General features: G+C 37.7%; 24 protein-coding genes. 13 read left to right on the top strand and 11 right to left on the bottom strand.

The features are described 5' to 3' along the window. Window positions 1–209 precede the first annotated feature (209 nt). The 6 genes from azu (at window position 210) to truA (ending at window position 6,103) form a co-directional block, all read left to right on the top strand. Window positions 210–737, top strand: a complete 528-nt coding sequence (gene azu / locus Q4D72_RS07290) for an azurin (protein ID WP_303077087.1) — start codon at window positions 210–212, stop codon at window positions 735–737. Between the two features lie 162 nt (window positions 738–899). Continuing rightward, complete coding sequence (locus Q4D72_RS07295) at window positions 900–1,184, top strand: hypothetical protein (protein WP_303077089.1); 285 nt, start codon at window positions 900–902, stop codon at window positions 1,182–1,184. 66 nt (window positions 1,185–1,250) lie between these two features. After that, window positions 1,251–3,083: a DNA mismatch repair endonuclease MutL gene (mutL, locus tag Q4D72_RS07300; RefSeq protein ID WP_303077091.1), complete on the top strand. Its 1,833-nt coding sequence runs from the start codon at window positions 1,251–1,253 to the stop codon at window positions 3,081–3,083. Window positions 3,084–3,090: 7 nt separating this feature from the next. Beyond that, complete coding sequence (locus tag Q4D72_RS07305) at window positions 3,091–3,849, top strand: rhomboid family intramembrane serine protease (RefSeq protein WP_303077093.1); 759 nt, start codon at window positions 3,091–3,093, stop codon at window positions 3,847–3,849. Window positions 3,850–3,977: 128 nt separating this feature from the next. Continuing rightward, entirely contained in the window at window positions 3,978–5,360 is a 1,383-nt protein-coding gene (locus Q4D72_RS07310) for a tetratricopeptide repeat protein (RefSeq protein WP_303077094.1), read from the top strand. Continuing rightward, complete coding sequence (gene truA, locus Q4D72_RS07315; RefSeq protein WP_303077095.1) at window positions 5,360–6,103, top strand: tRNA pseudouridine(38-40) synthase TruA; 744 nt, start codon at window positions 5,360–5,362, stop codon at window positions 6,101–6,103. The genes Q4D72_RS07310 and truA overlap by 1 nt, the downstream gene beginning before the upstream one ends. Here the strand turns inward: truA and Q4D72_RS07320 are convergent. Both Q4D72_RS07320 and Q4D72_RS07325 read right to left on the bottom strand, forming a co-directional pair. Then, a complete protein-coding gene (locus tag Q4D72_RS07320) occupies window positions 6,095–6,970 on the bottom strand; it encodes a hydroxymethylglutaryl-CoA lyase (RefSeq protein ID WP_303077097.1) in 876 nt (291 codons plus the stop codon). The two genes, truA and Q4D72_RS07320, sit on opposite strands and share 9 nt — an antisense overlap. Continuing rightward, complete coding sequence (locus tag Q4D72_RS07325) at window positions 6,963–7,634, bottom strand: HAD family phosphatase (RefSeq protein ID WP_303077099.1); 672 nt, start codon at window positions 7,632–7,634, stop codon at window positions 6,963–6,965. Before Q4D72_RS07325 ends, Q4D72_RS07320 begins: the two co-directional genes overlap by 8 nt. Before the next feature lie 77 nt (window positions 7,635–7,711). Here Q4D72_RS07325 and lpxK point away from each other — a divergent pair, with 77 nt between their 5' ends. Next, the gene (gene lpxK, locus Q4D72_RS07330; RefSeq protein ID WP_303077100.1) at window positions 7,712–8,713 is read left to right on the top strand and encodes a tetraacyldisaccharide 4'-kinase; all 1,002 of its coding nucleotides are present in this window, start codon (window positions 7,712–7,714) and stop codon (window positions 8,711–8,713) included. Window positions 8,714–8,739: 26 nt separating this feature from the next. Further along, a complete protein-coding gene (locus Q4D72_RS07335; protein ID WP_303077101.1) occupies window positions 8,740–9,474 on the top strand; it encodes a biotin--[acetyl-CoA-carboxylase] ligase in 735 nt (244 codons plus the stop codon). 86 nt (window positions 9,475–9,560) lie between these two features. Here Q4D72_RS07335 and Q4D72_RS07340 read toward each other — a convergent pair whose 3' ends face one another. The 9 genes from Q4D72_RS07340 to Q4D72_RS07380 form a co-directional block, all read right to left on the bottom strand. Next, on the bottom strand, window positions 9,561–9,812 hold the full coding sequence (locus Q4D72_RS07340; protein WP_303077102.1) for a GlsB/YeaQ/YmgE family stress response membrane protein: 252 nt from the start codon (window positions 9,810–9,812) through the stop codon (window positions 9,561–9,563). Window positions 9,813–9,914: 102 nt separating this feature from the next. Further along, window positions 9,915–11,906, bottom strand: a complete 1,992-nt coding sequence (gene ligA / locus Q4D72_RS07345; protein ID WP_303077129.1) for an NAD-dependent DNA ligase LigA — start codon at window positions 11,904–11,906, stop codon at window positions 9,915–9,917. A 107-nt stretch (window positions 11,907–12,013) separates the two neighbouring features. Further along, entirely contained in the window at window positions 12,014–12,358 is a 345-nt protein-coding gene (locus Q4D72_RS07350) for a DUF2853 family protein (RefSeq protein WP_303077103.1), read from the bottom strand. Window positions 12,359–12,395: 37 nt separating this feature from the next. After that, complete coding sequence (menD, locus tag Q4D72_RS07355; RefSeq protein ID WP_303077104.1) at window positions 12,396–14,069, bottom strand: 2-succinyl-5-enolpyruvyl-6-hydroxy-3-cyclohexene-1-carboxylic-acid synthase; 1,674 nt, start codon at window positions 14,067–14,069, stop codon at window positions 12,396–12,398. Further along, on the bottom strand, window positions 14,069–14,533 hold the full coding sequence (locus Q4D72_RS07360) for a hypothetical protein (RefSeq protein WP_303077106.1): 465 nt from the start codon (window positions 14,531–14,533) through the stop codon (window positions 14,069–14,071). Before Q4D72_RS07360 ends, menD begins: the two co-directional genes overlap by 1 nt. Before the next feature lie 2 nt (window positions 14,534–14,535). After that, the gene (locus Q4D72_RS07365; protein WP_303077107.1) at window positions 14,536–15,090 is read right to left on the bottom strand and encodes a hypothetical protein; all 555 of its coding nucleotides are present in this window, start codon (window positions 15,088–15,090) and stop codon (window positions 14,536–14,538) included. 28 nt (window positions 15,091–15,118) lie between these two features. Further along, on the bottom strand, window positions 15,119–16,657 hold the full coding sequence (locus Q4D72_RS07370) for a YifB family Mg chelatase-like AAA ATPase (protein WP_303077108.1): 1,539 nt from the start codon (window positions 16,655–16,657) through the stop codon (window positions 15,119–15,121). A 66-nt stretch (window positions 16,658–16,723) separates the two neighbouring features. Beyond that, window positions 16,724–18,127, bottom strand: a complete 1,404-nt coding sequence (locus Q4D72_RS07375; protein WP_303077109.1) for a thioredoxin — start codon at window positions 18,125–18,127, stop codon at window positions 16,724–16,726. A 138-nt stretch (window positions 18,128–18,265) separates the two neighbouring features. Continuing rightward, on the bottom strand, window positions 18,266–19,090 hold the full coding sequence (locus tag Q4D72_RS07380) for a purine-nucleoside phosphorylase (RefSeq protein WP_303077110.1): 825 nt from the start codon (window positions 19,088–19,090) through the stop codon (window positions 18,266–18,268). A gap of 137 nt (window positions 19,091–19,227) precedes the next feature. Here Q4D72_RS07380 and fmt point away from each other — a divergent pair, with 137 nt between their 5' ends. The 5 genes from fmt to Q4D72_RS07405 all read left to right on the top strand — a co-directional run bounded on the left by fmt (window position 19,228) and on the right by Q4D72_RS07405 (window position 25,388). Then, window positions 19,228–20,178: a methionyl-tRNA formyltransferase gene (gene fmt / locus Q4D72_RS07385; RefSeq protein WP_303077112.1), complete on the top strand. Its 951-nt coding sequence runs from the start codon at window positions 19,228–19,230 to the stop codon at window positions 20,176–20,178. A 161-nt stretch (window positions 20,179–20,339) separates the two neighbouring features. Beyond that, window positions 20,340–21,254: a tyrosine-type recombinase/integrase gene (locus Q4D72_RS07390; RefSeq protein WP_303077113.1), complete on the top strand. Its 915-nt coding sequence runs from the start codon at window positions 20,340–20,342 to the stop codon at window positions 21,252–21,254. A gap of 29 nt (window positions 21,255–21,283) precedes the next feature. Beyond that, window positions 21,284–21,574 (top strand): ribosome-associated translation inhibitor RaiA, encoded by a 291-nt coding sequence (gene raiA / locus Q4D72_RS07395; protein ID WP_303077115.1) that lies wholly within the window; start codon window positions 21,284–21,286, stop codon window positions 21,572–21,574. A gap of 81 nt (window positions 21,575–21,655) precedes the next feature. Next, a complete protein-coding gene (locus Q4D72_RS07400) occupies window positions 21,656–22,837 on the top strand; it encodes an OmpA family protein (RefSeq protein WP_303077116.1) in 1,182 nt (393 codons plus the stop codon). A gap of 127 nt (window positions 22,838–22,964) precedes the next feature. Then, complete coding sequence (locus Q4D72_RS07405) at window positions 22,965–25,388, top strand: glycoside hydrolase family 95 protein (protein WP_303077118.1); 2,424 nt, start codon at window positions 22,965–22,967, stop codon at window positions 25,386–25,388. Window positions 25,389–25,424 lie beyond the last annotated feature (36 nt).

Here is a 25,424-nt window from a genome sequence, read left to right on the forward strand (position 1 = left end):
ATAATTTTTTTTATGGCGATAAAAACCACATAATTACGTAATTATATGGTTGTGATTGTTTTTTGTGTGTTAAACAATTTTTGTTTTTAATTTCTTGTTAATTAATTAGTTATGTTTTTGTTAAAATAAAAAGAAAAAAATATGTAATTTAGATTTGCTTTAAATAGAAAGCTTTTGTACTTTTGTCGTGAATTTTAAAACATATTGATATGAAAAAAATATTTTTGATTGCCCTTATGGGGACGTTTATTGTTTCGTGCGGAAACACGGATAACAAGAAAAAAAATGGTGGTGATGCTATGACTGAGCATTCAATGACGGAGCACAACCACGAGTCGGCACCTACTTCCGATAAGATGGCGACAGGCAATGACATTGTGCTGGAAAGTACCGATCAGATGACCTATAACGTGAGTGAAATTAAAGTGAAAGGGGGCGAAAAAGTAACCCTGACTTTGAAGCACGTTGGTAAGATGCCTGTGGAGGTAATGGGGCATAATTTCGTGCTTTTAAAACAAGGCACTGACCTTGCTGCTTTTGCCGGTAAGGCAATGAACGCCAAAGAAACCGATTACGTGCCTGCGGGAAGTGATGAGGTAATTGCCCATACGAAAATGATTGGTGGCGGTGACTCAACTACCATCACATTTGATGCGCCTGAAAAAGGAACGTATGACTTTATGTGTTCATTTCCGGGGCATTACGCCATTATGAAAGGTAAGTTCATTGTTGAGTAAGAGGTTTTATTGTTTTTAACAGATATGGCTGTCTTTAGTGTGTAAAGGCAGCTTTTTTTGTGTTCTGTATTTTTTTTGTATCTTTGCAAGATGTGGAGTGCCAACCAGACAAGAGGCATTTTACCAATTGGTAGTTCCTATTAATTTTAAGAATGTATTTCTATGAAAATCAAATTGTTTTCTCTTCGGAAAAATAAACGTTACAATTACACGCCCCGTTACTACGAAGGGAAAGATGCGATGAATGCCTTTGAAATGGGGTCGAAAATTAGGCGTGACCGTGAAACGCAAACCAATCATTTTACGGTGCAATGGCAAGACATCCGTAAAGAAAGCCGCAACCGAAAAAATATGGCAATCAATAAAACGTTTTTGATTGTGTTGGTGATTTTGATTTTTTTAGTGTTGTATATATTTGATTTTGACTTATCTATATTTAAAAAATAATAAAAAAGATACCGCACCGAAATTTATTTCACAATTGCTTGGTGATATAAAAGTAGGTTTGAAAATATGACAGATATTATCCGTTTATTACCCGATCACGTTGCCAATCAAATTGCTGCCGGTGAGGTAATTCAGCGTCCGGCTTCGGCAGTGAAAGAACTGCTTGAAAACGCCATCGATGCCAAAGCAACCGAAATTAAACTCGTTATTAAAGACTCCGGAAAAACATTAGTGCAAGTTATTGATAATGGGATTGGTATGAGCATAACCGATGCGCGTTTGGCTTTCGAGCGGCACGCCACTTCAAAAATACAAAAGGCAGAAGATTTGTTTCGGCTCCAAACCAAAGGTTTTCGGGGGGAGGCATTGGCTTCTATTGCGGCAATTGCTCACGTTGAGATGATTACCAAACGTTCGGCAGATGAATTAGGCACTGAAATACGCATTGAAGGAAGCAAAGTAACTTACCAAGAGCCTTGTGTGGCTCCCAATGGTACTTCCATTGCGATGAAAAACCTGTTTTTTAACATTCCGGCAAGGCGTAATTTCTTAAAATCAGATACGGTGGAATTGCGCCACGTTTTGGACGAATTTCATCGGGTGGCACTGGCTCATCCTACCATACATTTTAGACTGTACAATAATGGAAGTGAGCTTTTTAACTTGCCATCGTCAAATTTTAGGCAACGCATCGTGCATTTGTTTGGAGGTAAAACCAATGAAAAATTAGTACCCGTTGAGGAAGAAACACCCATACTGAAAATCAGCGGTTTTGTAGTAAAACCTGAATATATTACCAAAAGCAAGAATCAGCAATTTTTGTTGGTTAATAATCGGTTTGTGAAAAATAGATACTTAAATCACGCAATAGCAAGTGCTTATGACGGACTTATAGCAAGCCTGCAACAACCCGAATATTTTATACATTTGGAGGTAAATCCGGCGACGATAGACATCAACATTCATCCTACCAAAACGGAAATTAAATTTGAGGACGAACACAGTATTTATGCGTTGTTAAAATCGGCGGTAAAGCACAGTCTTGGGCAGTTTAACGTTTCACCAACTCTTGATTTTAACCGCGATGCGTCGTTCGATATTCCGTATTCGTACAAGGATAAAGAGCCCGTTTTTCCGAAAATTGAAGTAGACCCGAATTTCAATCCGTTTGCCGAAGAAATTAAAGTAAGTGATTCAAAACCAAAAAGTTATTCAAGTTATACAAAAAAACAACCTGCTTGGGAAAGTCTCTATGCAGGGATACACACCGATGTGATTCAGATTGAAGAGCAGGTGATTGAAAGTAAAATGTTTGCTGATGAACCACAGGTTCCTCAAACGGGTAAAAAGATTCTTTTTCTTGCCAAAAAATATTTGATTACCACTTTGGGAGGCGAACTCCTTGCCATTCACATACATAGGGCGCATCAGCGGATTTTGTATGAAGAATTTTTAAAAACCTTACAATCAAGTAGTACGGTAAGTCAGCAATTGATGTTTCCGTTTGAGCTTTCTTTTTCAAAGTCTGAAATACAGGTGATTAGTAAATTAAAAGGGCTTTTTGAAGACATCGGTTTTATCATTTCAATTGAAGATGAAAAAGTTATTCTGAGTGGTGTTCCATTGCATATATCTGATAATCAGATTTCAGATGTATTTATGGAAGTGGTTCAGCAACATATTGAAAATCTGCCAAAAACTGATATTTCACAAAAAGAGGCCTTTGCCAAAAGTCTTTGTAACAACTTGGCAATCAAAACGGGGCAGGCACTCACGGAGGAAGAACAAGAAGCGTTGGTGAACAATTTGTTTGCTTGTAAAGAAAGTTTGATTTCGCCTTTTGGCAAGCGAATTTATACAACTTTTTCACTCACGGAAATGGATAAATATTTTAAATAAAAATGTTATGGAACGTATTACAAAAGTAGTTAAGCATCTGATTATCATAAATGTAATTTTCTTTTTGGCTTCGCAATTAAATGTGATTCCCAATTTGAATTTGTCAAATTTAATGGCATTGTACTATTTTGAAAATCCAAAGTTTCAATGGTGGCAGTGTGTATCGCATATGTTTATGCACGGCGGTTTTATGCACTTGTTTTTCAATATGTATGCACTTTGGGCTTTTGGCGGTCCGTTGGAAAAAATTTGGGGGCAAAACAAGTTTTTATTTTTCTATTTTTCGTGCGGAATCGGTGCGGCTTTACTGCATTCGGCAATAAATTATTATTACTTTCAGGAAGGGGTTAATGCCTTGCAAAACAATGGAATAGAACCTGAAACGATAAAAAATGTTTTAGCCCAAGGGAAATATAACACCTATTGGGAAGAAGTGATTCCCAGAAGCAAATTTACCGATATGATGTCGGCTTATTTTACACCCGTAGTTGGCGCTTCGGGGGCTATTTACGGTATTTTAGTAGCGTTTGCAATGATGTTTCCGGATGCCAAACTGATGATGATTTTCATTCCGTATCCGATAAAAGCCAAGTATTTTATTCCGATTTTGGTGGGCTTGGATTTGTTTTCGGGGGTTACGGGTTTTTCTGTTTTTGGGGGCAACATTGCTCATTTTGCACACGTAGGTGGGGCACTCATTGGGTTTGTAATGATGTGGTACTGGAAGAAAGGAACGTTCAACAATAATCGTTGGGATAGAATGTAATATTTTGATTATCAATTGAATATTAAGCCAAAATAAAACTTGTTGATAAATAAATAAGAAAAGAGCAGGAGAGGAGCTTAAAATTCCGTACTTTCGCTCTCTGAATCAAAAAATTAAAGACTAATTTTATGAATTTCTTTTCAGAGGAAGAAAATTTTTCTGTTTCAAAATTTGAATCAATGTTGCAAAAAAATCATATTCTGTTTTTTGATGTTGATGAGTTTGAGCAAATTGTGGAACATTATTTGGAGTTAGGCAAAATGAACAAAGCCAAACACGCACTGCAAATTGGTCTGAATCAGCACCCTACGGCGGTTTCGCTGAAACTTTTGCGTGTTGAGGTGCTTATCTTTGAAGATGAATTGCAGCAAGCCTCGCTCTTATTGAATGAATTGGAACTCATTGAGCCTTCAAATTCAGAAGTTTACGTGCAGCGGGCTAATCTTTATTCAAAACTTAACAACCACCAAAGAGCCATTGAGCTTCTAAAATATGCCTTACCACTGACCGATGATTTGGTTGATATTTATTCCCTCATTGCAATGGAATATCTTTTTATGGAGAATTATACCAAAGCCAAAAAATATTTCAAAAAATGCTTATCGGAAGATATTGAGGATTATATGTCATTACAGCAATTGCTTTTTTGTTATGATATTTTGGAAGAAAATGATGAAGCCATTGCTTTTTTGAACGCTTATTTGGATAAAAATCCGTATTGCGAGGTGGCTTGGTATTATTTGGGCAAGCAACATTTGGTGCGCGATGATTTTAGTGAGGCATTGCGTTGTTTTGATTTTGCCATCATCAGTGACGATACCTTCACGGGGGCTTATTTTGAAAAAGCCAAAGTGCTTGAAAAACTTGAAAAATATCAAAAAGCTATTGAAAATTACAAGATTACCTTAACGTTGGACGATGCTTCTCCGCTGGTGTATCTGCATATCGGGCGCTGTTTTGAAAAGATGAATGATGATGAAAAAGCCGAACAATATTACTATAAAGCCGTTCACGAAGACCCGCAATTGAGTAAATCGTGGATGACTTTGGCTGATTTTTATTATTTGCGCGGTAATCACACTAAGGCACTGAAACACATCAATAAGGTGTTACATATTGAGGATAACAATCCGTACTATTGGAGACGTTGCGCCGAGATTAATTTTTGTTTAAACGATTGGGAACGAGCAGAATATGCGTTCAGCCAAGCTGTTCATCACGGTGATTATTCACTCAATACATTGGCAAACTGGGCTGATTTGCTGTTGCTTATCGGTAATTATGAAAAAACCTTGCAAGTGGCTTCTGAAACAAACCGCCTTTTTGCCGATGATGTTACAACGCTTTATCGGCTTGCAATTGCCAATGCTGGAATGAAAAACTACTATAAATCAAAATATTACCTAAAAAAAGCAATAGAAAACGGCAAAGAATGGGTTGCTTTTTTTGATAAAAAATTTCCGGCTTTTTTCGGTTCAGATTTTGTAAAAGAAATATTATTGGAAGCCTAATGCGCTATTTTATTGAATTTTCATACAACGGAAAAAACTATCACGGGTGGCAAAAACAACCCAATGCGGTAAGCGTTCAAGAAGTTCTCGAACAAAAATTAACAACGCTTTTACGCACTGAAATTGAGGTAGTTGGAGCAGGACGTACCGATAGCGGAGTGCACGCACGCCAAATGTTTGCGCATTTTGATTTTTCTCAAAATATTGGTAATCAATTTGTTAATAAGCTGAATTCATTTCTGCCGAAAGATATCGCTGTGTATAAAATTCATCGGGTTACTGATGAGGCACACGCCCGATTTGATGCGTTAAAACGAACTTACGAATATCACATACTCACCCAAAAAGACGTGTTTTTAAATGAAACCGCTATGTATGTGAACCTTCCGTTGGATATTTCAAAAATGGAAGAAGCACTTTCTGTTTTGTTTAAATATACTGATTTTCAGTGTTTTTCAAAGTCAAATACGGATGTACATACCTATAATTGCAGTATTTATGAGGCTTTTTGGAAGGTGCAAAAAGGGCATATTGTGTTTACCATTTCGGCAGACCGTTTTTTGCGGAATATGGTACGTGCTATCGTTGGTACGTTACTGAATGTAGGGCTTGAAAAAATATCAATCACTGATTTTGAGGGTGTTATAAAAAGTAAAAATCGAAGCCAAGCAGGCGCTTCCGTGCCTGCGTGCGGGCTTTTTTTGGTTAAAGTCGAGTATCCCGAGCATATTTTTTTAGATTGATTTTTCAAAAATTTTCATAGCCTCGTTGTAACTACTCTCAAAAGCCAAGAGATTTAGACCAGTTTCAGCTTTCATTTTTTGGAAATATGAAAGCAGTTTTTCGGTTGGCATATTCCCGACCAGTTCGTCTTTTGCCATTGGGCAACCGCCGTATCCGCGAATGGCACCATCAAACCGAACGCACCCCGCCGTGTAGGCACTGTATACTTTTTCGTGCCAATTATGTACCGAGGTATGAAAATGAGCGCCAAACTCAATGGTTGGATATTTGGGAATCAGGTGCGTAAATATGTTTTTAATTGATTGTGAATCAGCGCTTCCGATGGTGTCTGATAATGAAATGATTTGAATGTTTTTTTCAGAGAGAAGTGCCACCCATTGTTCCACGATTTCTTCATTCCAAGGATCACCATACGGATTGCCAAATCCCATAGAAAGATACACAACTAATTCTTTCCCGGATTTTTCGGTTTTGTTTTTGATATAATCAAGCGTTTTGATGCTTTCGCTGATAGTTTTGTGCGTGTTGCGCATCTGAAAATTTTCAGAGATAGAAAATGGATATCCTAAATAGGTAATTTCTTGAAAATCAATAGCTTCATTAGCTCCCCGTTCATTGGCAACAATCGCAAGAAGTTTACTTTGGGTCTTGCTCAAATCCAATTTCTTTACTACTTGCTGTGTATCAGCCATTTGAGGAATTGCTTTGGGTGAAACAAAACTACCAAAATCAATCGTATCAAATCCCACACTTAAAAGCAATTGGATGTAATCAATTTTGTTTTGTGTTGGGACAAACGTTTTAAGCCCTTGCATCGCATCACGAGGGCATTCAATGATTTTGATATGTTTTGTTGTGTTATTCATTTATTATCAATGTGTTATGTATAAAAGTGTCGGTGATTTCCTGCATTGAATTGATGATGATGTCAGCTTTTGAAAGGTCTTGATTTCCTGAATTTGGATTTTTAAATCCAATACATTGCATAGTAGCACTTTTGGCGGCTTGTACACCGTTTTTACTGTCTTCGATGACCCAAAATTGCTCAGGTGAAGCTTGATATTTTTCGGCAACTTTCAAGAAAATTTCAGGAAAAGGTTTGCTGTATTGCACGTCATCACCGCTTATTATAACATCAAAAAAATGTGAAATTTTTAATTTGTCAATAAAAAAATCAATTAATTTTCTTGTGGAAGAAGAAGCGATTGCCAGTGAAAAATGATTTGCTTTAAGTCTGTGAATCAATTCAATAACTCCCAAAACTTCGGAAACTTCTATTTTTGGAAGTCGCTCGTAAAAATAATCGCGATGAAATTGCAGTAATTCGTCGGCTGATTCACTTCTACCTGCTTCGGTTTTTACCTTTTCCCACATCGGTACGGCAGACATTCCCGTGAGTGATTTTTCAATGTAACGCTCTGACAAATTGATTTTTAATTCGTTAAAAACTTCACAAATTATTTGTCGGTGCATCGGTTCGCTATCAACCAGCACGCCGTCCATATCAAAAATAAAATATCTTGGTTTCATTCGTTTTAATTTGCGTTGCCAAATGTATAAATTTTTTTTCAATAAAAAAAGTTGGTATTTTTGCCGTAAAAAAGAAAGTGATACGGTTTTTACGATATTTATTATTGCCTTTTTCCCTGCTTTACGGCATAATTGTTTGGTTGCGCCACAAGGCGTATGATTATGGTTGGTTTTCGTCTGTAAAATTCGATGAACCAACTATTTGTGTTGGAAATTTAAGCGTTGGCGGCACCGGAAAAACCCCAATGGTTGAGTATTTAATTCGTCATTTATTGCCCAATTACGGTGTTGGGGTTGTTAGTCGTGGCTACAAACGAAAAACAAAAGGTTTGGTGTTGGCAGATGAAAATGCAACCGTTTTTGATTTGGGTGATGAACCTTTTCAAATTTGGAAAAAATATCCTGAAATTGTGATGATAGTGAATTCCAATCGAGCCGAAGCAATCCGGAAAATACTGCAATATATTGATAAACCGAATGTTATTATTTTAGATGATGCCTTTCAACATCGAAAAGTACAGGCAAAGAAAACGATTTTACTGACCGCTTACGGAAATCTATTCACAGACGATTGGTTGCTCCCGACCGGAAATTTGCGCGATATCAAAGCAAGAGCCACTCACGCAAGTGTTATTGTTGTAACAAAATGTCCGCTTGATATTTCAAATGAAGAACGCGAGAAAATTACTGAAAAAATTCGTAAGAAATCAAATTCACAAGTGGTTTTTGCAAAAATATCGTATGCTGCCCAAGTATATTCCTTATCAAAATCGATTGATTTTAAGGAGTTTATAAAAAGGTCGTTTGTTTTGGTAACAGGCATTGCCAACCCTAAACCGCTTGTTAGGTTTTTAAAAGAACAAGAGGCTGATTTTGAGCATTTTGATTTTCCGGATCACCATCATTTTTCTTCTGAAGAGATTGAAAAGTTAAAAAAATATCTTTGTATTTTAACCACGGAGAAAGATTTTGTACGCTTGCAAAGTCATTTGCAAAACATATATTATTTACCCATTGAAACTGATTTTGTTTCAAAGCAAGACGAACAACTTTTTTGGCAAATATTAGGGGTTAAGTAGTTTATTTATAGTTTGTTATAAAAAAAATGAATATCATAAAACTCGACACGGTTGATTCCACCAATAGTTATTTGAAAAAATTAGCAAGTACGCAAGAAAACTTACCCAATTTTTTAACCGTATGGACGCCCAACCAAACCAATGGCGTGGGGCAATATGCTTCCAAATGGGAAACAGAACCCTATAAAAATCTTACATTCAGTATTTTATGTAAACATACAAATTTTGAATTACAGCACTATTTTTTATTGAATATGCTTGTTTCAATTGCTGTGGCAGAAGTGCTTCAAACACAGAATGTTCCGGAAATTAATATCAAATGGCCTAACGATATTTTGGTTTGCAAACATAAAGTGGGCGGGATTTTGATTGAAAATGTGGTGCGCAACACGCAAATTGATAAAAGTATCATCGGTATCGGATTGAATGTAAATCAAATGATTTTCAGTGGTTTACCAAAAGCATCGTCATTAAAAAAATCTACCGGAAGGGAATTTGATATTGAAGATTTGATGAAACGTATTTTAAAAGCAATTCAAATTAAATTTGCTGATGTTCAATTGATTAATTTTGAAGATGTCTATGCGGTGTACAAAAAATACCTTTTTCGTTTAAATACAATTTCTGTTTTTAGAACGACGCAAAATACTGATTTTTTGGGGATTATACGCGGTGTGTTTCCTTCGGGGGAATTGGTAGTTGAACTGGAAGATGAGGTTTTCAAGCAATTTTCATTAAAAGAAGTGCAAATGCTTTACTGACGCGTGCGGTTTTTTACACATAAATAAAAAGATGCTACCTATTTTTGGTAACATCTTTTCTGTTTAATAAAAGTTTAAATCAATTATCATTTTTTCTTGAAAATCAGGTTGAATAAAAATAAAATAACAACTGCCCCCAAAGCGCCTGTTACTACCGAGGCAATCCAACCTTCACCTACGGAAATATTTAATACAGAGCCTAATAGCCAAGAACCTACGCTACTGCCTAAAATTCCGATGATGATATTCCCGATAAGTCCCAGTCCGCTACCTTTATAGATAGTTCCTCCAAGCCAACCGGCGATAGCTCCTACAATAAGTGTTGCAATAATTCCCATATTTAAATACTTTTTTTTGTTAAACAAGGCAAAGATAGATATTATTTTTGTAATAACCAAATGATTTGCAATAAAAAACTATTTTTGCTTGAATAATCAAACTTAATTGGCAATCATTTGCTGAAAATCCGTTTCGTTAATCATCGGGATATTCAGTTTTTCGGCTTTTTCTTTTTTGCTGGGACCCATATTGTCGCCAACGATAACGTAACTCGTTTTAGATGAGATAGATGAACCTACTTTTCCGCCGTTTTGCTCAATCAGGTTTTTAAGTTCGTCACGTGAATACAACTCAAAAACGCCCGAAACCACAAAAGTGAGTCCTTTTAATTTATCAGTCTGATTTTCAGTTTCTTTTTCGGAAAGCGAAAATTGCAGTCCGTAGGCTTTTAGTCTGTTAATCAGCTCTTTATTATATGTGTTTTTAAAGAAAGAAACAACGCTTTCGGCAATGCGTCTCCCGATTTCGTCCACTTCGGTAAGTTGTTCGGTGGTGGCATTTTCCAAATTTTCGATATTTTTGTAATGCCGAGCCAGTTTTTTTGCCACGGTTTCACCCACATAACGAATGCCAAGAGCGAAAAGTAGGCGTTCAAACGGAATTTCTTTCGATTTTTCGATGCCTTTTATCATATTTTCGGCACTTTTTTCCGCCATTCGTTCCAACGGAAGCAGTTTTGAGATGGTAATTTCGTATAAATCGGCGTAATTTTGAATAATTCCGTTTTTGAAAAGCAATTCCACCGTTTCTTCGCCCAATCCTTCGATGTCCATTGCCTTTCGGGAGATAAAATGTTGTATTTTTCCGGTGATTTGCGGCGGACAACCATACGAATTGGGGCAATAATGCTGTGCTTCGCCTTCATTTCGGATTAAATCACTTCCACATTCGGGACAATTATCGATATAAATCGTTTTTTGGCTGTCCGAAGGGCGTTTTTCAAGGTCTACGCCTACAATTTTCGGAATAATTTCACCGCCTTTTTCCACAAAAACCGAATCTCCCACGCGAATATCCAGTTTTTCAATCTGGTCGGCATTGTGCAGGGAAGCCCTTTTCACGATGGTTCCGGCAAGCAAAACGGGGGAGAGATTGGCAACCGGTGTGATGGCTCCGGTACGTCCCACTTGATACGAAATGCTTTCCAAAGTGGTAGAAACCTGTTCGGCTTTGAACTTGTAAGCCATTGCCCAACGTGGTGATTTTGAGGTATATCCCAATTCTTCTTGTTGTGCAAGATTATTGACTTTAACCACCACACCATCAATTTCGTAAGGCAAATCGTGGCGATGTGTGTCCCAATAATTGATGAACTCCATCACTTCATCAGTGGATTGGCAGAGTTTGGATTCGTTCGGAACTTTAAACCCCCATTCACGTGCTTTTTGCAAACCTTCGTATTGTGTTGATAATCTGATGTTTCCGATTAGGGAATACAACAAACAATCCAGCGGACGTTTGGCAACTTCTGCCGTGTCTTGCAATTTTAGGCTGCCGCTGGCTGTATTTCGCGGATTCATATAAGGGTCTTCGCCGGCTTCGATACGTTCTTTGTTCATCTGTTCAAAGCCTTTTTTGGGCAGAATTATTTCCCCACGAATGTGAAATTTTTCAGGAAAATTGCCCCGTAATTGTAAAGGTACACTTTTGATAGTGCGTACGTTAGCTGTGATTTCATCGCCTTGAAAACCGTCTCCGCGTGTGGTTGCCTGTACTAATTTTCCGTTTTCATAGAGCAAATCCACCGAAGCTCCGTCGTATTTCAGCTCGCACGTAAAGGCAATGGCGTCGCTTCCTAAGGCTTTGATAATCCGCTTTTCCCAATCTTCCAAATCTTCCTTAGAATATGAATTATCAAGGGAATACATTCTGAATTCGTGCGTAATGGTTTTGAAATTTTTGGTGATGCTTCCGCCTACGCGAACCGTTGGTGAGTTTTCGTCAAAAAACTCGGGGTGTGCTTTTTCCAATGCTTGTAACTCACTCAATTTCATGTCAAATTCATAATCTGAAATGGTAGGAGTATCCAAGATATAATAATTGTAATTATGCTGATTGAGTTCGTTTCGCAGTTGTTTGATTTTGTTTTTAATGTCCATATCAAAAAAATGTTTTTAAGTGTAATGTGTTGTTTATATGGCTTTTATAACCAAAAAAAAGCTATCGCGGGGATAGCTCTTTTTTTGATTTAAAGGTTTGATTATTTGTTGTAAACGCTTTCTTTTTTGAAGTGTTTTGCCAACAGATAATAAACTACGGCACGGTACTTGGTTTTGTTTGATTTTCCGTAAGTTTCTAAAACAGAATCAATTGCTTTGTCCAACTCCGGCCCGTCCGTCAAGCCTAATTTTTTGATTAAAAAGTTTTGTTTCACTCGGTCTAACTCCGTTTGGTCAGAACCGGCAACCGTTGCAGCATCTTTGTTGTAAATTGAAGGGCCTAAGCCTACGGTTACTTTTTTCAAAAATTCTAAATCAGGTGTTTGTCCGCACTTTTCTTTTAAATCCTTGGCGTACAATTCGATAAGTTCATCTCTTTTACTCATATTGACTTTGTTTTTAAAATTAAAGTGTAAAACTAAATTATTTTTTTAAGAAATGGAAATAATTTAACAAAACTTTATCGTTTTCGTGTCGCGGTGTATGGATTTCCAGCAACTTCGGGCGGGAACTTTCATCAAAAAAACTGCTGAATTTTTGGCGTAAATCCTCCAAATTATCCGTTTTTTCGTATTCAAAATCATACATTTTGCAAAGATGTTCTGCCGTGAGTTGGTGTGGTGTTTCAAAAAAGGCTTCAAAATTTTTATCGGATTTGTCACCGGGTAAAATTCTGAAAATCCCGCCTCCTTGATTGTTTATAAGTAAAATACGGAAATTTTTAGGTATGTATTTGTTCCACAGAGCATTACTGTCGTAAAAAAAACTTAAATCGCCCGTAATGAGCAGGGTAGGGGATTGGCTACCAACGGCGGCACCAATGGCGGTGGATACGCTCCCGTCGATGCCGCTGGTTCCGCGATTGCAAAAAATCTTCCAAGATGGTTGAAATTCAAATAGTTGTGCGTAACGTACCGTAGAACTGTTGCTTAGTTGAACTATTTGATTTTTAGGTATTTGCTTGAAAATTTCTTTGTAAACCTTCAAATCGGAATACGGAATTTCAGAAATGTATTCCAAGTGTTTTTTGTGAATTTCTTTATTGATTTCCAGCCATTTGTGTTTGTAATCTGATTTTCGGGATTCTAAATCAGCATTCAAATTCTCAAAAAAGAAATTTATATCTGTCTGAAAATGATTAGTTAAGCAAAAATAAGAATCGTAACCTTTGTGTAAATCAACGTGATAGTGAAATTTCGGTTGGAATTTACGCAAAAATTCTTTTATTTTTTTGGATACGACTAATCCAGCGAAGGTGAGTAACAATTCGGGGCGTAGTTCTTCTTTTAAGAAATTATCTTTTTCGCTGAAAGTCAGTAATTTATCAATATAAGGAATGAAATTCTTATGATGTAAGTTGGAAGTCGTTTCCGTTAGTATCAAAACCGAAGGGTCATTGGCTAATAATTCTATATATTTATGTTCCAGGCTATTAGGAGCTAAAACGCCCACCAGAACCATTTTTTTGTCGGTTTTGTTCCAATTTTTGATAAAATCGACTTTCTTTTCAGGATTTATGTATTGTTTTTTTTCTACAATAGGTTGATTTTCAAAATGAAAAACGATATCCGTAGTCATATAAAGCGGTTCTTCAAACGGAACGTTGATATGTACGGGAGCTTGTTCTTCAATGGCGGTGTTGAGGGCTTTGTTTAGCTCGTAAAAATTGCTTTTTTCATCCGTTTCGTTGTCCGAAAGATTGGCGTTGTAGGCACTGTGATTGGCAAAAACATTCTGTTGGCGAATGGTTTGTCCGTCACCGATATCGATTTTGTTTGAAGGTCGGTCGGCTGAAATCACCACCAGCGGAATGTCGCTGTAAAAAGCCTCACTCACAGCAGGATAGTAATTGAGCAACGCTGAACCCGAAGTACAAACTACTGCCACGGGTTGCTTAATTTGCTGTGCGATGCCGAGTGCAAAAAAAGCGGCACAACGCTCATCAACAATGCTGTAACAAGAAAAAAACGAATCGTTTGAAAATCCGATGGTTAGCGGAGCATTCCGTGAACCGGGTGAAATGACGATGTGTTTAATATTCTTCGCTTTGCAAGCCTGAATCAGGTGTTGAGCGAGTTTTATGGCAGGTTGTTTCATTATTTAATTAGTTGATTTTCAGATGAAATTTCTGTGCTTTCAATTGAAGCTTCTGTAATTTGTTTCGGTTTTCGTTGAAATAAAAAGTAAAAGCAAGTGATAAACCAACTCAGCCAAAACAGATAAAAACCTGAGTGAAAGCTGAATTTCATCATTCGGTGGCTGGTGGTGGTAAAATCAATATATGTGAAATAAGTTCCTGTTATGCCGATGATAATCAATGTGATAGCGAGTGTTTTTTGAATTTTTGGACTGATTTTTCTTACGATTAGAAGCATTAAAATCAGCAAAAGTTGTGCGGCAAATAAAACCAAAGCCGTTTTCCACCACGTTTTGAAAACCAGATATTCACGGTACATCGTGCTGATACCGATACGCCCGATAAGCGACATTTTTGAAATCAAAACGCTTGAAACAACACTTGAAAGTGCCTGAAAAAGAGCTAAAATAGTAACGTTTTTCATATTTATTTTACGATTTTCCAACCCGAATTTTCGTTGTATTTCAGTTTGAATTTACGGCTTACAAAAGTCGTTTTAGGATTGGGGTCTTTCCCGAAATGATAAAAAGGCGTTTTTTCTTTATCCAAAATAACGGAACAAACAGCGGTTTTTTCGTTGCTTTTTTCGATAGTTATCTGTTTTTCATTGAGTTTGTAAATAATTGTTTTCACAACTGAACTTTTTTTGTTGTGGCTCACGATGTACGGAAGTGCCCGTTTGGTAAGCACGGGTTCAATGATGTGCAGGCTGTCTTTTGAAAACCATTTTTTTCTGACTTTTTCATTGGTGATTTCAACAAAACCGTCATCAACTAATTTTTCGATGGCTTCAATAAGTTCTTTATCTTTTGGGTTTTCAAATCGTTGTTTGTCGGTGTTGAACTTACCTGTTTCGTACAGCGGTTTTTCTTCCAAATAGGCTGAAATCAAATTTTCGGCGTCACTTACTGAAAGTTTTTGGTCTGATTTACAGCCGATAAAAAAGAAACTGATTATTAATATTGAAATGTATGCTTTCATTTTTGATTATATTTATGAAATGAGTTACTTATTTTCCGAACCAGCCCTCTCTGTCCAAACTTCGGTATTGAATTGCCTCGCCGATGTGGTGTTGTTGCACATTTTCCGATTTTTCCAAGTCGGCAATGGTGCGGGCAACTTTCAAAATGCGGTCGTAGGCACGGGCAGAAAGGTTCAGCCGTTGCATCGCATTTTTGAGAAGTTCCAATGAAACCTCGTCCAATTTGCAATATTTACGGATTTGCTTGGTGTTCATTTGGGCGTTGTAATGAATGTTCGGATATTCCTTAAAACGCTCAGTTTGAATGTTTCGGGCTTCCATCACCCGTTGGCGGATTTGATTGCTGCTTTCGGCTTTTTGCTCGCACGAAAGTTTTTCAAAAGGCACGGGATTGACTTCGATATGAATGTCGATTCGGTCTAACAAAGGTCCTGAAATTTTGCTCAAATAGCGTTGCATTTCGGCAGGTGAGGACGTTACGGGTGCGTCGGGGTCGTTGAAATAACCACTGGGGCTGGGGTTCATACTCGCCACCAACATAAACGAAGCGGGATAGGTTACCGAAAATTTGGCTCGTGAGATGGTTACTTCTCGGTCTTCCAGCGGTTGCCGCATCACTTCCAGTACGGTACGTTTAAATTCGGGCAATTCGTCAAGAAATAAAACGCCGTTATGAGCCAGTGAAATTTCGCCCGGTTGTGGATACGCACCTCCGCCCACCAGAGCTACGTCCGAAATGGTGTGATGCGGGCTTCGAAACGGGCGATGGCTCATTAGTCCGCTGTCTTTAATACGCCCCACTACGCTGTGTATTTTGGTGGTTTCCAAGGCTTCGTGTAGGGTCATCGGCGGAAGAATGCTCGGTAATCGTTTGGCTAACATTGTTTTACCCGAACCCGGTGGTCCAATCAAAATAATGTTATGCCCGCCTGCCGCCGCAATTTCCATACATCGTTTGATGGACTCTTGCCCTTTTACGTCGGCGAAATCAAATTCAGGGAAATCCAAATTTTTGAAGAATTCTTTTCGGGTATCAACTTCTGTTTTTTCAAGAGATTTTTCTCCGTTGAAAAAGTCGATAACGTCTTTAATGTTCTCAACGCCAAATACTTCCAGATTATCAACAATGGCGGCTTCTTTGGCGTTTTGTGCCGGCAGGATAAATCCTTTAAAACCTTCTTTTCGGGCTTGTATGGCAATGGGCAATGCTCCTTTTATGGGTTGCAGACTTCCGTCGAGGGAAAGCTCGCCCATAATGATATATTGCTCTAAATCATCGGATTGTATTTGTCCGTTGGCGGCTAAAATCCCGATGGCGAAACTCAAATCATAAGCCGAACCTTCTTTACGCATATCGGCAGGCGCCATATTGATGGTGATTTTTTTGCCCGGAATTTTGTAGCCGTTGTTTTGCAGGGCAGCCCCGATGCGGTAACTACTTTCTTTAATGGCACTATCAGGCAAGCCAACCAAGTGATAACCAACGCCTTTGTCGATATTCACTTCAATGGTGATGGTTGTGGCTTCCACCCCGAAAACAGCACTTCCGTATATTTTTACAAGCATTTTTGACCGAAATTTTCCTACAAAAATACTCAAAATAATCTAAAAAACAAGTTTTTGCGTGCGGAATTAATTTTTTAAAAGAATTTTTTCGATATTCGGACTGAAAATACTTTCAAAAGCCGAAACAATTCGGGAGTTGTGATTTAAGATTAATGACTTACTGATATTGTTAATGAGTAATTTACGTGATAAATCAGAAAAATTCGTGGAATGATACTGTTCGCTATCGGCGATCGTTAGTGGGGCGGTTTCGCACCATTTTTCAATGTCTTGCCCAACATCAATTCCTATAAATTTAACATTCGGGAAAAGTGTTTTGAGTTGCAAAATTCGATTGAAAATAAGGTTTGACATATCGGGTTGATTCACAGACCAGAAATAGTAAATGCTTAGTTCTTTTTTGGTAATTTTAAGTAAGGAGGTACGATTGCCGTTAAGGTCAATCAGGTCAAAATCAGGCGGAAACTTTCCGGTTTGTAAGGCAAGGGTGCTTTTGAAGAGTTCGTCCAATTCGGTTTTGTGTGCGTTATTTTGATTGTAACGGTCAAATTCTTCGATGTAACAATCACATTCTCTGTTGTTTTGAATGTTTAGTACATAGGCGTATGCGGCGTTTCGGAATAAATTATCCCTAAGATTTCCGGCTTGGAACACACTGTCAATTACGGTAATTTTTTTCAAATGAAATTGTTCGTTTTTGTTGATATCAACATTTTCACCAACTTTTATAGTATGTTTTTTAAAGGCTAAATTGTTGATAAACATAACCATATAGCTATAATATGGACGGTAATACTCTAAAAATGAATCGTTGTAATTGATGTTTTTCCGATAGTCATAAAACCCAATAGGAAGTGAATTAATTACCGAATTTCCGTTATTTCTTTGATATACAAATGGATAAGCTTCCATTTCTTTGTAGATGGGAAACGTTGAGCTCACCAAAGCAATGTTTTTTGCCTGTTTAGAGAGTTCAGGGTTGTTACTAACAAAGGTTTTGTATATTTTTATTTTTGAGTTGTAAATAGAATCCGTAAGGTCTTTATACTGATTGGGATAGAAATAATTATGTGACTTTACGATTGCTGCCTCTTGCTCGGTTTTGTTCATTTGAGCCGTCATAAAATTATTGATAACCGAGCCTTTTCCTGAAAAAGAAACACTTTGGTTAAAATTCATCGTGTTGGCAAAAACAACAACGCTATCTTTGGGCTCTAAATAAAGATATTGATAGTTGTTGTCAATTTCAAAATAATAAAGTTTGGGGTCATCAATTTTCAACTTAAACAAAGCCTTTTTGCTTGTGTTTAGTTGAGCGGTATCAATGGGTTTGTCATTGTGATAAAGTACAATGATGGAATCTTTTGCATTTGGGAAATACCCCTTAAAAAAAGTAATATCCTTATCATTATCACTGCACGATAACATAAAGACAACAGGGAGCAGTAAAAGTAGTAATCTATTCATCATTTAATCATCTCGTCTCAGCGTGCAAAGATACGAAAAACAGGTGATGAATGGATGTTAAAGTCAAGTTAAAAATGAAACGCTGATAAAATATTAATACTTTTTATGTTTTATCAGCGTTTTTTGATAAAAAGGAAGTGCCTATCTGTAATTTTTTATAAGATTTTTAACCAGTAGAATAACATTTGGCATTGCCGTGTTGGCGGCATTTAAAACTTCTTCGTGTGAAACATTTGGCGAAATTTCAGGTCCGCCCAAATCAGTAATGACCGAAAGTGCGCAGACTTCCATATTTTGGTGGCGCGCCACGATGGTTTCAGGTACGGTACTCATCCCTACAGCATCACCGCCTAAAATCCGTACCATCCCGTATTCAGCTGGTGTTTCAAACGAAGGTCCCTGCAAGCCAACGTATACTCCTTTTTGAATTTTGATGTTGTGCGATTGCGCTATTTTTTCAAGTTCGGCAATCATTGCAAGGCTATAAGGTTTGCTCATATCGGGGAAGCGAGCCCCGAAATCGTCCAAATTTTTGCCTCGAAGCGGATGCTCAGGAAACATATTAATATGGTCGCGAATAATCATAATATCGCCAATAGAAAAATTTGGGTTTACCCCTCCGGAAGCATTCGAAAGGATTAATCGTTTGATTCCCAGTTTGTGAAATACACGAATCGGGAAGGTTACCTCTTGCATTGAGTATCCTTCGTAATAATGTACACGTCCCGACATCATCAAAACATAACGATTTTCGATTTTTCCGTAGATGAGTTTGCCGGTATGCCCCGCAACGGTTGATTTTGGGAAGTTTGGAATGTGTGAATATTTAATCTCAGAGATAACTTCCACCTCATTTTGCAATTTGCTCAATCCCGAGCCCAGAATAATGGCAAATTCGGGTGTGTGTTCTGAAATGTACGACTGAATGATGCGAGCCGTTTCGTTTATTTTATTGTAAATTTCCATCGTAATACAAATTAGATTAGTTGCAAAAGTAAACAAAATTTTTTTGAAAACAAATAATTAATTCTGTTAAAAATATTATTTTTGCGAAGTTAATAAACTTCGGTGTAGGAAACCGTTATATAATGTAAGGAAAATAAATGAAAAATCTGAGAATTGTTTTTATGGGTACGCCCGATTTTGCATTGGAAAGTTTACGTCAGTTGGTTGAAAATCAGTATAATGTTGTAGGAGTTGTGACCGTGGCGGACAAACTTGCCGGTCGCGGACAAAAACTGCAAGCATCGCCCGTAAAAATTTATGCCGAAAGCAAGGGAATTCCGGTGTTGCAACCCACGAATCTGAAAGATGAAAAATTTATAAAAGCCCTAAAAGGATTGCAACCCGATTTGCAAGTTGTGGTGGCTTTCAGGATGTTACCTAAAGTGGTTTGGCAATTGCCTAAGCACGGAACTTTCAACTTGCACGCTTCTTTGTTACCTGCCTATCGCGGTTCGGCACCCATCAATTGGGCTATCATAAATGGTGAAACCCAAACGGGAGTAACTACTTTTTTTATTGATGAAAAAATTGATACGGGGGCGATTATTTTACAAACCGAAACACCCATCACAGCAAGTGAAACTGCCGGAACACTACACGATAAATTAATGATGCAAGGTGCTGATTTAGTGCTTAAAACCGTAGATTTAATAGCCGAAGGAAAAGAGCAAGTAAGCCAACAACCTGCAGAAGTGTCACTTGCCGAAGCACCTAAATTATTCAAGGAAACGTGCAAAATTCAATGGAATAGAGAAGGTCTTGCAATTGAACGATTTATTAGAGGACTCAGCCCTTATCCAACGGCTTGGACAATTTTGAAAAATCAACAAGAAATGGTAAATGTGAAGGTTTATAATGCTGTTTTTCAGCAAGAAAACCATTCGTTTGAAACCGGAACAATAAAAATCGAAAGCAAAAAAATACTTGTAGCCGTGAAAGATGGTTTCGTAACCGTTTTGGAGTTGCAATTGCCCGGTAAAAAACGAATGAAAGCGGCTGATTTACTAAACGGATTTTCGTTTGCCGAAAATGCAGCGTTTGTGTCGTAATGATTTTATGATTGGCCTTCTTTTTTGGATACGTTACGTGATTAAAAAGAAGCGTTTAGTTTACATTTAGTAAAAAATTAACATTTTATTATGAAATTAAAGAATATTATTTCTTATCTTTGTAACATCAAGATTGGACAAGGAGCTAAAACAAAGCGAAGATGAACGCATTTTTAGATTATCTTTCTGTTGAAAAGAAATATTCTGTTCATACCGTTACTGCGTACCGTATTGATATTGAAGCGTTTGAGTTGTTTCTGAAAGAAGAGTTTTCAAACGAAAAATCGCTGTCTTTGGAAACAGTTTCTCAAAACGAAATAAAAAAATGGATTGTAATGCTGTCTAAGCAATCGATTGCATTTAAGAGTATTAACAGAAAGTTATCGGCTTTGAGGGCGTATTATTCGTTCTTGAAGAAAACCAATCAGATAGATATAAGTCCGTTTGAAAAAGGGATTGCTCCTTTAAAGATTGAAAAAAAAATGAAACTTCCGTTTTCAGAAAACGAAGTGGCAAGCGTTTTATTTGGTTTTTCACAAAAAAGTTCATTCGAAGCGATTCGCAACAAAACCATAATCGAATTGTTTTATGCCACGGGTATGCGGCGTTCTGAGCTTATTTCGCTTAAAATTAGTGATTTAGATTTTTATCAAAAACAGATAAAAGTATTAGGGAAGCGAAATAAAGAGCGTTTTATCCCGATGTTGCCCGAAACGGAAGACGTTTTAAAGAGATATCTCACGGAAAGAGATACCATTATCAGTGAAGAAAATGACGACGTTCTTTTTGTAACCAAAAACGGAAAGAAAATATATGCAACGCTTGTTTACCGAGTGGTACACTCACATTTTCGGGGTGTAACTGCCAAGCAGGCTGTGAGTCCGCACGTGTTGCGACATTCATTTGCAAGTCATTTATTAGATGGTGGTGCCGATTTGAACACGGTTAAAGAATTGTTGGGGCATTCAAGTTTGGCGGCAACGCAAGTTTATACAAGCACCAGTTTAGCCGAACTCAAAAACCAGTACCAAAAGGCGCACCCTCGGGCAAAAAACCAAAACAATGCAGAAAAGTAGATTGTTAAACCTTTTAAAATTAGATTTTTATGAAAATTCACGTACATCCAGTTGATTTTACCGTTGACCAAAAATTGGTTGATTTTATTCAAAAAAAATTAGATAAATTAGAACATTTTTATGATAAAATTATCGAAGCCGATGTTCATTTAAAATTAGAAAACACAAGTTCAAAAGAAAATAAAATTGTTGAAGTAAAAGTTCACGTGCCGGGTGAGAGTTTGGTTGTGAAAAAGCAGTTTAAAACCTTTGAAGAAGGCATTGACAGTGCAATAACTCCTCTGGAACGAATGTTATTAAAATATAAAGAAAAACGTTAAAAAAAACATAAATATATTTTTTGTGTCAGAAAAAAGTATATTTTTGCCCCAACAATATATTTTTAAGTAATTTAAAGTAGTATGAAAAAACACATTTTCGCTTTGGCTTCCTTGGTTTTTGTGGGAGTACAAGCACAAGAAGAGAGCTATAACAAGTGGTCAATTGATGTAAATGGCGGTATAAACAAGCCGATAGCTGCGTTTTCGGACAATTACTCAACATCAACTCCCAACTTGTGGGGGGCAAATGCAGGTGTTCGTTATATGTTTAACAACAAATTTGGTCTTCGCTTAGGGGGTGGATATGACACTTTTAAAGATGGTAAAGGCAGCCAAAAATTTGAATCAAGTTTTTGGAATGTTAATTTACAAGCAGTTGCTAACATCGGTCGCGCTTTAAGTTTTGAAGAGTGGACAAGTGATTTAGGTTTGCTTGCACACGCCGGAGTTGGATACGGTCAGTTAAACAGCAAAGTGCTTTCGGGTGCAGACCAAGTTGCTTTCGCAGTAGCGGGATTGACACCGCAACTTCGTATTTCAAACCGAGTTACACTATTGGCAGATGCGTCTGTATACTTCAATGCAAAACAGCAACGAACTTTTGATACCTATTCAGAATCAGCCAGAAGAGGTATTCAAGGGGTGAACATCACAGGAACAATCGGTTTACAAATTGCTTTGGGCAAACACGGTAAACACGCTGATTGGCATCACGATGGTAGCCGATTTGAGAAAATTGAAGATCGTTTAGCTTCATTGGAAGGAGATTTGAGCGGTTTGCAACAAGAAGTTGCTAACAAACAAAACAAAATGATGGATGCAAACGGAAACAATGTTCCTGACGAAATTGAAAGCTACTTGAATGATAACTATGCAACCAAAGAAAACGTGAAAGCATTGGCAGAAGGTGGTGATATGGCAGCTGATTTAATCCGTAAAGGATACATCAACGCATATTTTGATTTCAATTCGTCTAAACCGCAAATTTCATCAACTTGGGCTGTTGATTTCGTAGCTAAGTTCTTGAAAGCTAACTCAAATGCTAATATTACCGTTGTAGGATTTGCAGATGAATTGGGTGGAACTACTTACAATCAATCACTTTCAACCAAACGAGCAGAAGCTGTTAAGAAATTATTGGTTGATGCCGGTGTTGATGCTTCAAGAATTTCTACCGAAGGAAGGGGCGAAGATACCTCAGTTAATAAAAATTCACCAAGAGCACGTCAAATCGCACGTAAAACTACTTTTGAATTGAAGTAAGAGTTGGTGTCATAATATTTAGATTTAAAAAAAAACCGAGAAGAATTTTCTTCTCGGTTTTTTGTTTGAATTATGTTTGCATTTATCCGCTAAAAAAGTTAATTTTGGACGCTTAATTGCTTTATCTATGAATAAATCAGTGTTACTTTTATTGTTTATTACTTTTTTTGAACAGTTAAAAGCTCAAAAACAAGATGTTACTGTTATTTTTGACAAACCTGCCAATCATTTTACACAGAGTCTTCCCATCGGGAATGGGCGTTTGGGGGCTATGATTTTTGGAAAAACCGATGTGGATAAAATAGTGCTGAATGAAATTTCTCTTTGGTCGGGCGGAAGCCAAGAAGGAGATAATCCTCAAGCACACACTCATTTGAAAGAAATACAATCGTTATTACTTGAAAGAAAAAATTTGGAAGCTCAGCAATTGCTTCAAAAACATTTCGTTGCTCAGGGAAAGGGGTCTTGCCACGGAAACGGAGCTGATTGTCATTACGGTTGTTATCAAGTTTTGGGCGAGTTGAAAATCGATTGGAAATCAACTGCTTTCGTAGAGAATTACAAGCGTGTACTTGATACGGAAAAAGCACTGGCAACCACCACTTTTACCAGAGAAGGTAATCAAATCAAACAAATGGCTTTTGCCGATTTTAAAAACGATTTGATTTGGATAAAAATTTCGGCAACCGAGCCTTTGGAACTTGACCTTGCGCTTTCTCGTGAAAAAAATGCACAAGTTTTTTACAATGAAAAAGAAATCATTTTGGAAGGTACGCTCTCTAATGAAAACAAAAGCGGAATGCGATTTGCCGCCATCGCTTCGGTTGAAACTGATGGAATGTTGGAAAGTAAAGAAACGCATTTGTCGGTCAAATCAGCCAAGCAAATAGTTATAAAAATCAGTGCTGCAACAAATTATGTTCATCAAAACGGAACACTTTCCGATGAAAATATAACTGAAAAAACACGGCGTTATTTGTCAAAATCCGCTGAAAATTTTGAAACCTCACAAGCCGAAAGCACTGAAATATATCAATCTGTTTTCAATCGAAACCGTTGGACGATGCCCGCCAATGCCGAAACTGAAAAACTCACCACTTTTGAGCGTTTGCAACGATTTTATAGCGGAGAAAACGACGCACTTTTGCCCGTGTTGTACTATAATTTCGGGCGTTATTTGCTTATTTCGTCTTCCCGAAAAGGCTTGTTACCCGCTAACTTACAGGGTTTATGGGCGGAAGAGTACCAAACGCCTTGGAATGGGGATTATCATCTGAATATCAATCTGCAAATGAATTATTGGTTGGCACAACAAACTAATCTTTCCGATTTGGCAGAACCGTTGCACCGTTTTACTAAAAATCTGATTCCCAACGGAAAAAAAACAGCAAAAGCCTATTACAATGCCGATGGTTGGGTGGCTCACGTTATCAGCAATCCTTGGTTTTTTACCTCACCCGGCGAGGGGGCAAGTTGGGGCTCTACGCTCACGGGCGGAGCTTGGCTGTGTGAACATATTTGGGAACATTACAAATTTACGCAAGATGTTGATTTTCTGAAAGAATATTATCCGGTTTTGAAAGAAGCCGCCCGCTTTTTTGAAGATATTTTGATAAAAGACCCCAAAACGGGCTACTGGGTAACGGCTCCGTCCAATTCGCCCGAAAATGCGTACGTTCTTCCTGAATTGAAAAACGGGAAAAAGCAAATCGGGTTTACCTGTATGGCACCGACTATGGATATGCAGATTGTTAGAGAATTGTTTTCCAGTGTTTTAAAATCTTCCGAAATACTAAAAATTGATAAGGATAAGCGAACTAAATGGAAAAATATCATCAAAAATACGGCACCGAATGTCATCGGGAAAAACGGAGATTTAAACGAATGGCTTGATGATTGGGACGATGCCGAACCTACGCACCGACACGTTTCACACCTTTATGGCTTATATCCGTATGACGAAATTACGCCTTGGGATACGCCTAAGCTTGCCCAAGCCGCCGAAAAAACTTTGAAAATGCGTGGCGACGGCGGAACGGGTTGGTCAAGAGCTTGGAAAATAAACTTTTGGGCAAGATTGCAAAACGGAGACCACGCTTTGACTTTGTTGCGTCAGTTGCTCTATCCCGTTTCGTCGGGAGAAACTCACGGACAAAAAGGAGGCACTTATGCGAATTTATTTTGTGCCCATCCGCCGTTTCAAATCGATGGAAATTTTGGCGGAGCTGCCGGAATATCCGAAATGCTTTTGCAAAGTCACGGCAAAGATAACGCGATTCGTTTTTTGCCCGCCCTGCCTTCGCACCCCGATTGGAAAGACGGCGAAATGCGCGGAATGAAAACCCGTAATGGATTTGAAGTGAGTTTCTTATGGAAAAATCATTCCTTGCAAAAAGCTCAAATTTTGTCGTTGCACGCCAAAGAATGCAAGGTGTTTCTTCCGGCAGGGAAACGTATTTTTCACAACGGAAAAGTGTTGGTGAAAAAACGCAAAAAAGGCGGTGTGGTTACTTTCAAAACCTCAAAAGGAAGCACGTATAGCATTGAGTAAATCGTGTAAAATATTGTTATTTCAGAAAAAAAACGT

Origin of the sequence: Capnocytophaga sp., from assembly GCF_030532915.1 — a bacterium.
Lineage (GTDB): Bacteria > Bacteroidota > Bacteroidia > Flavobacteriales > Flavobacteriaceae > Capnocytophaga.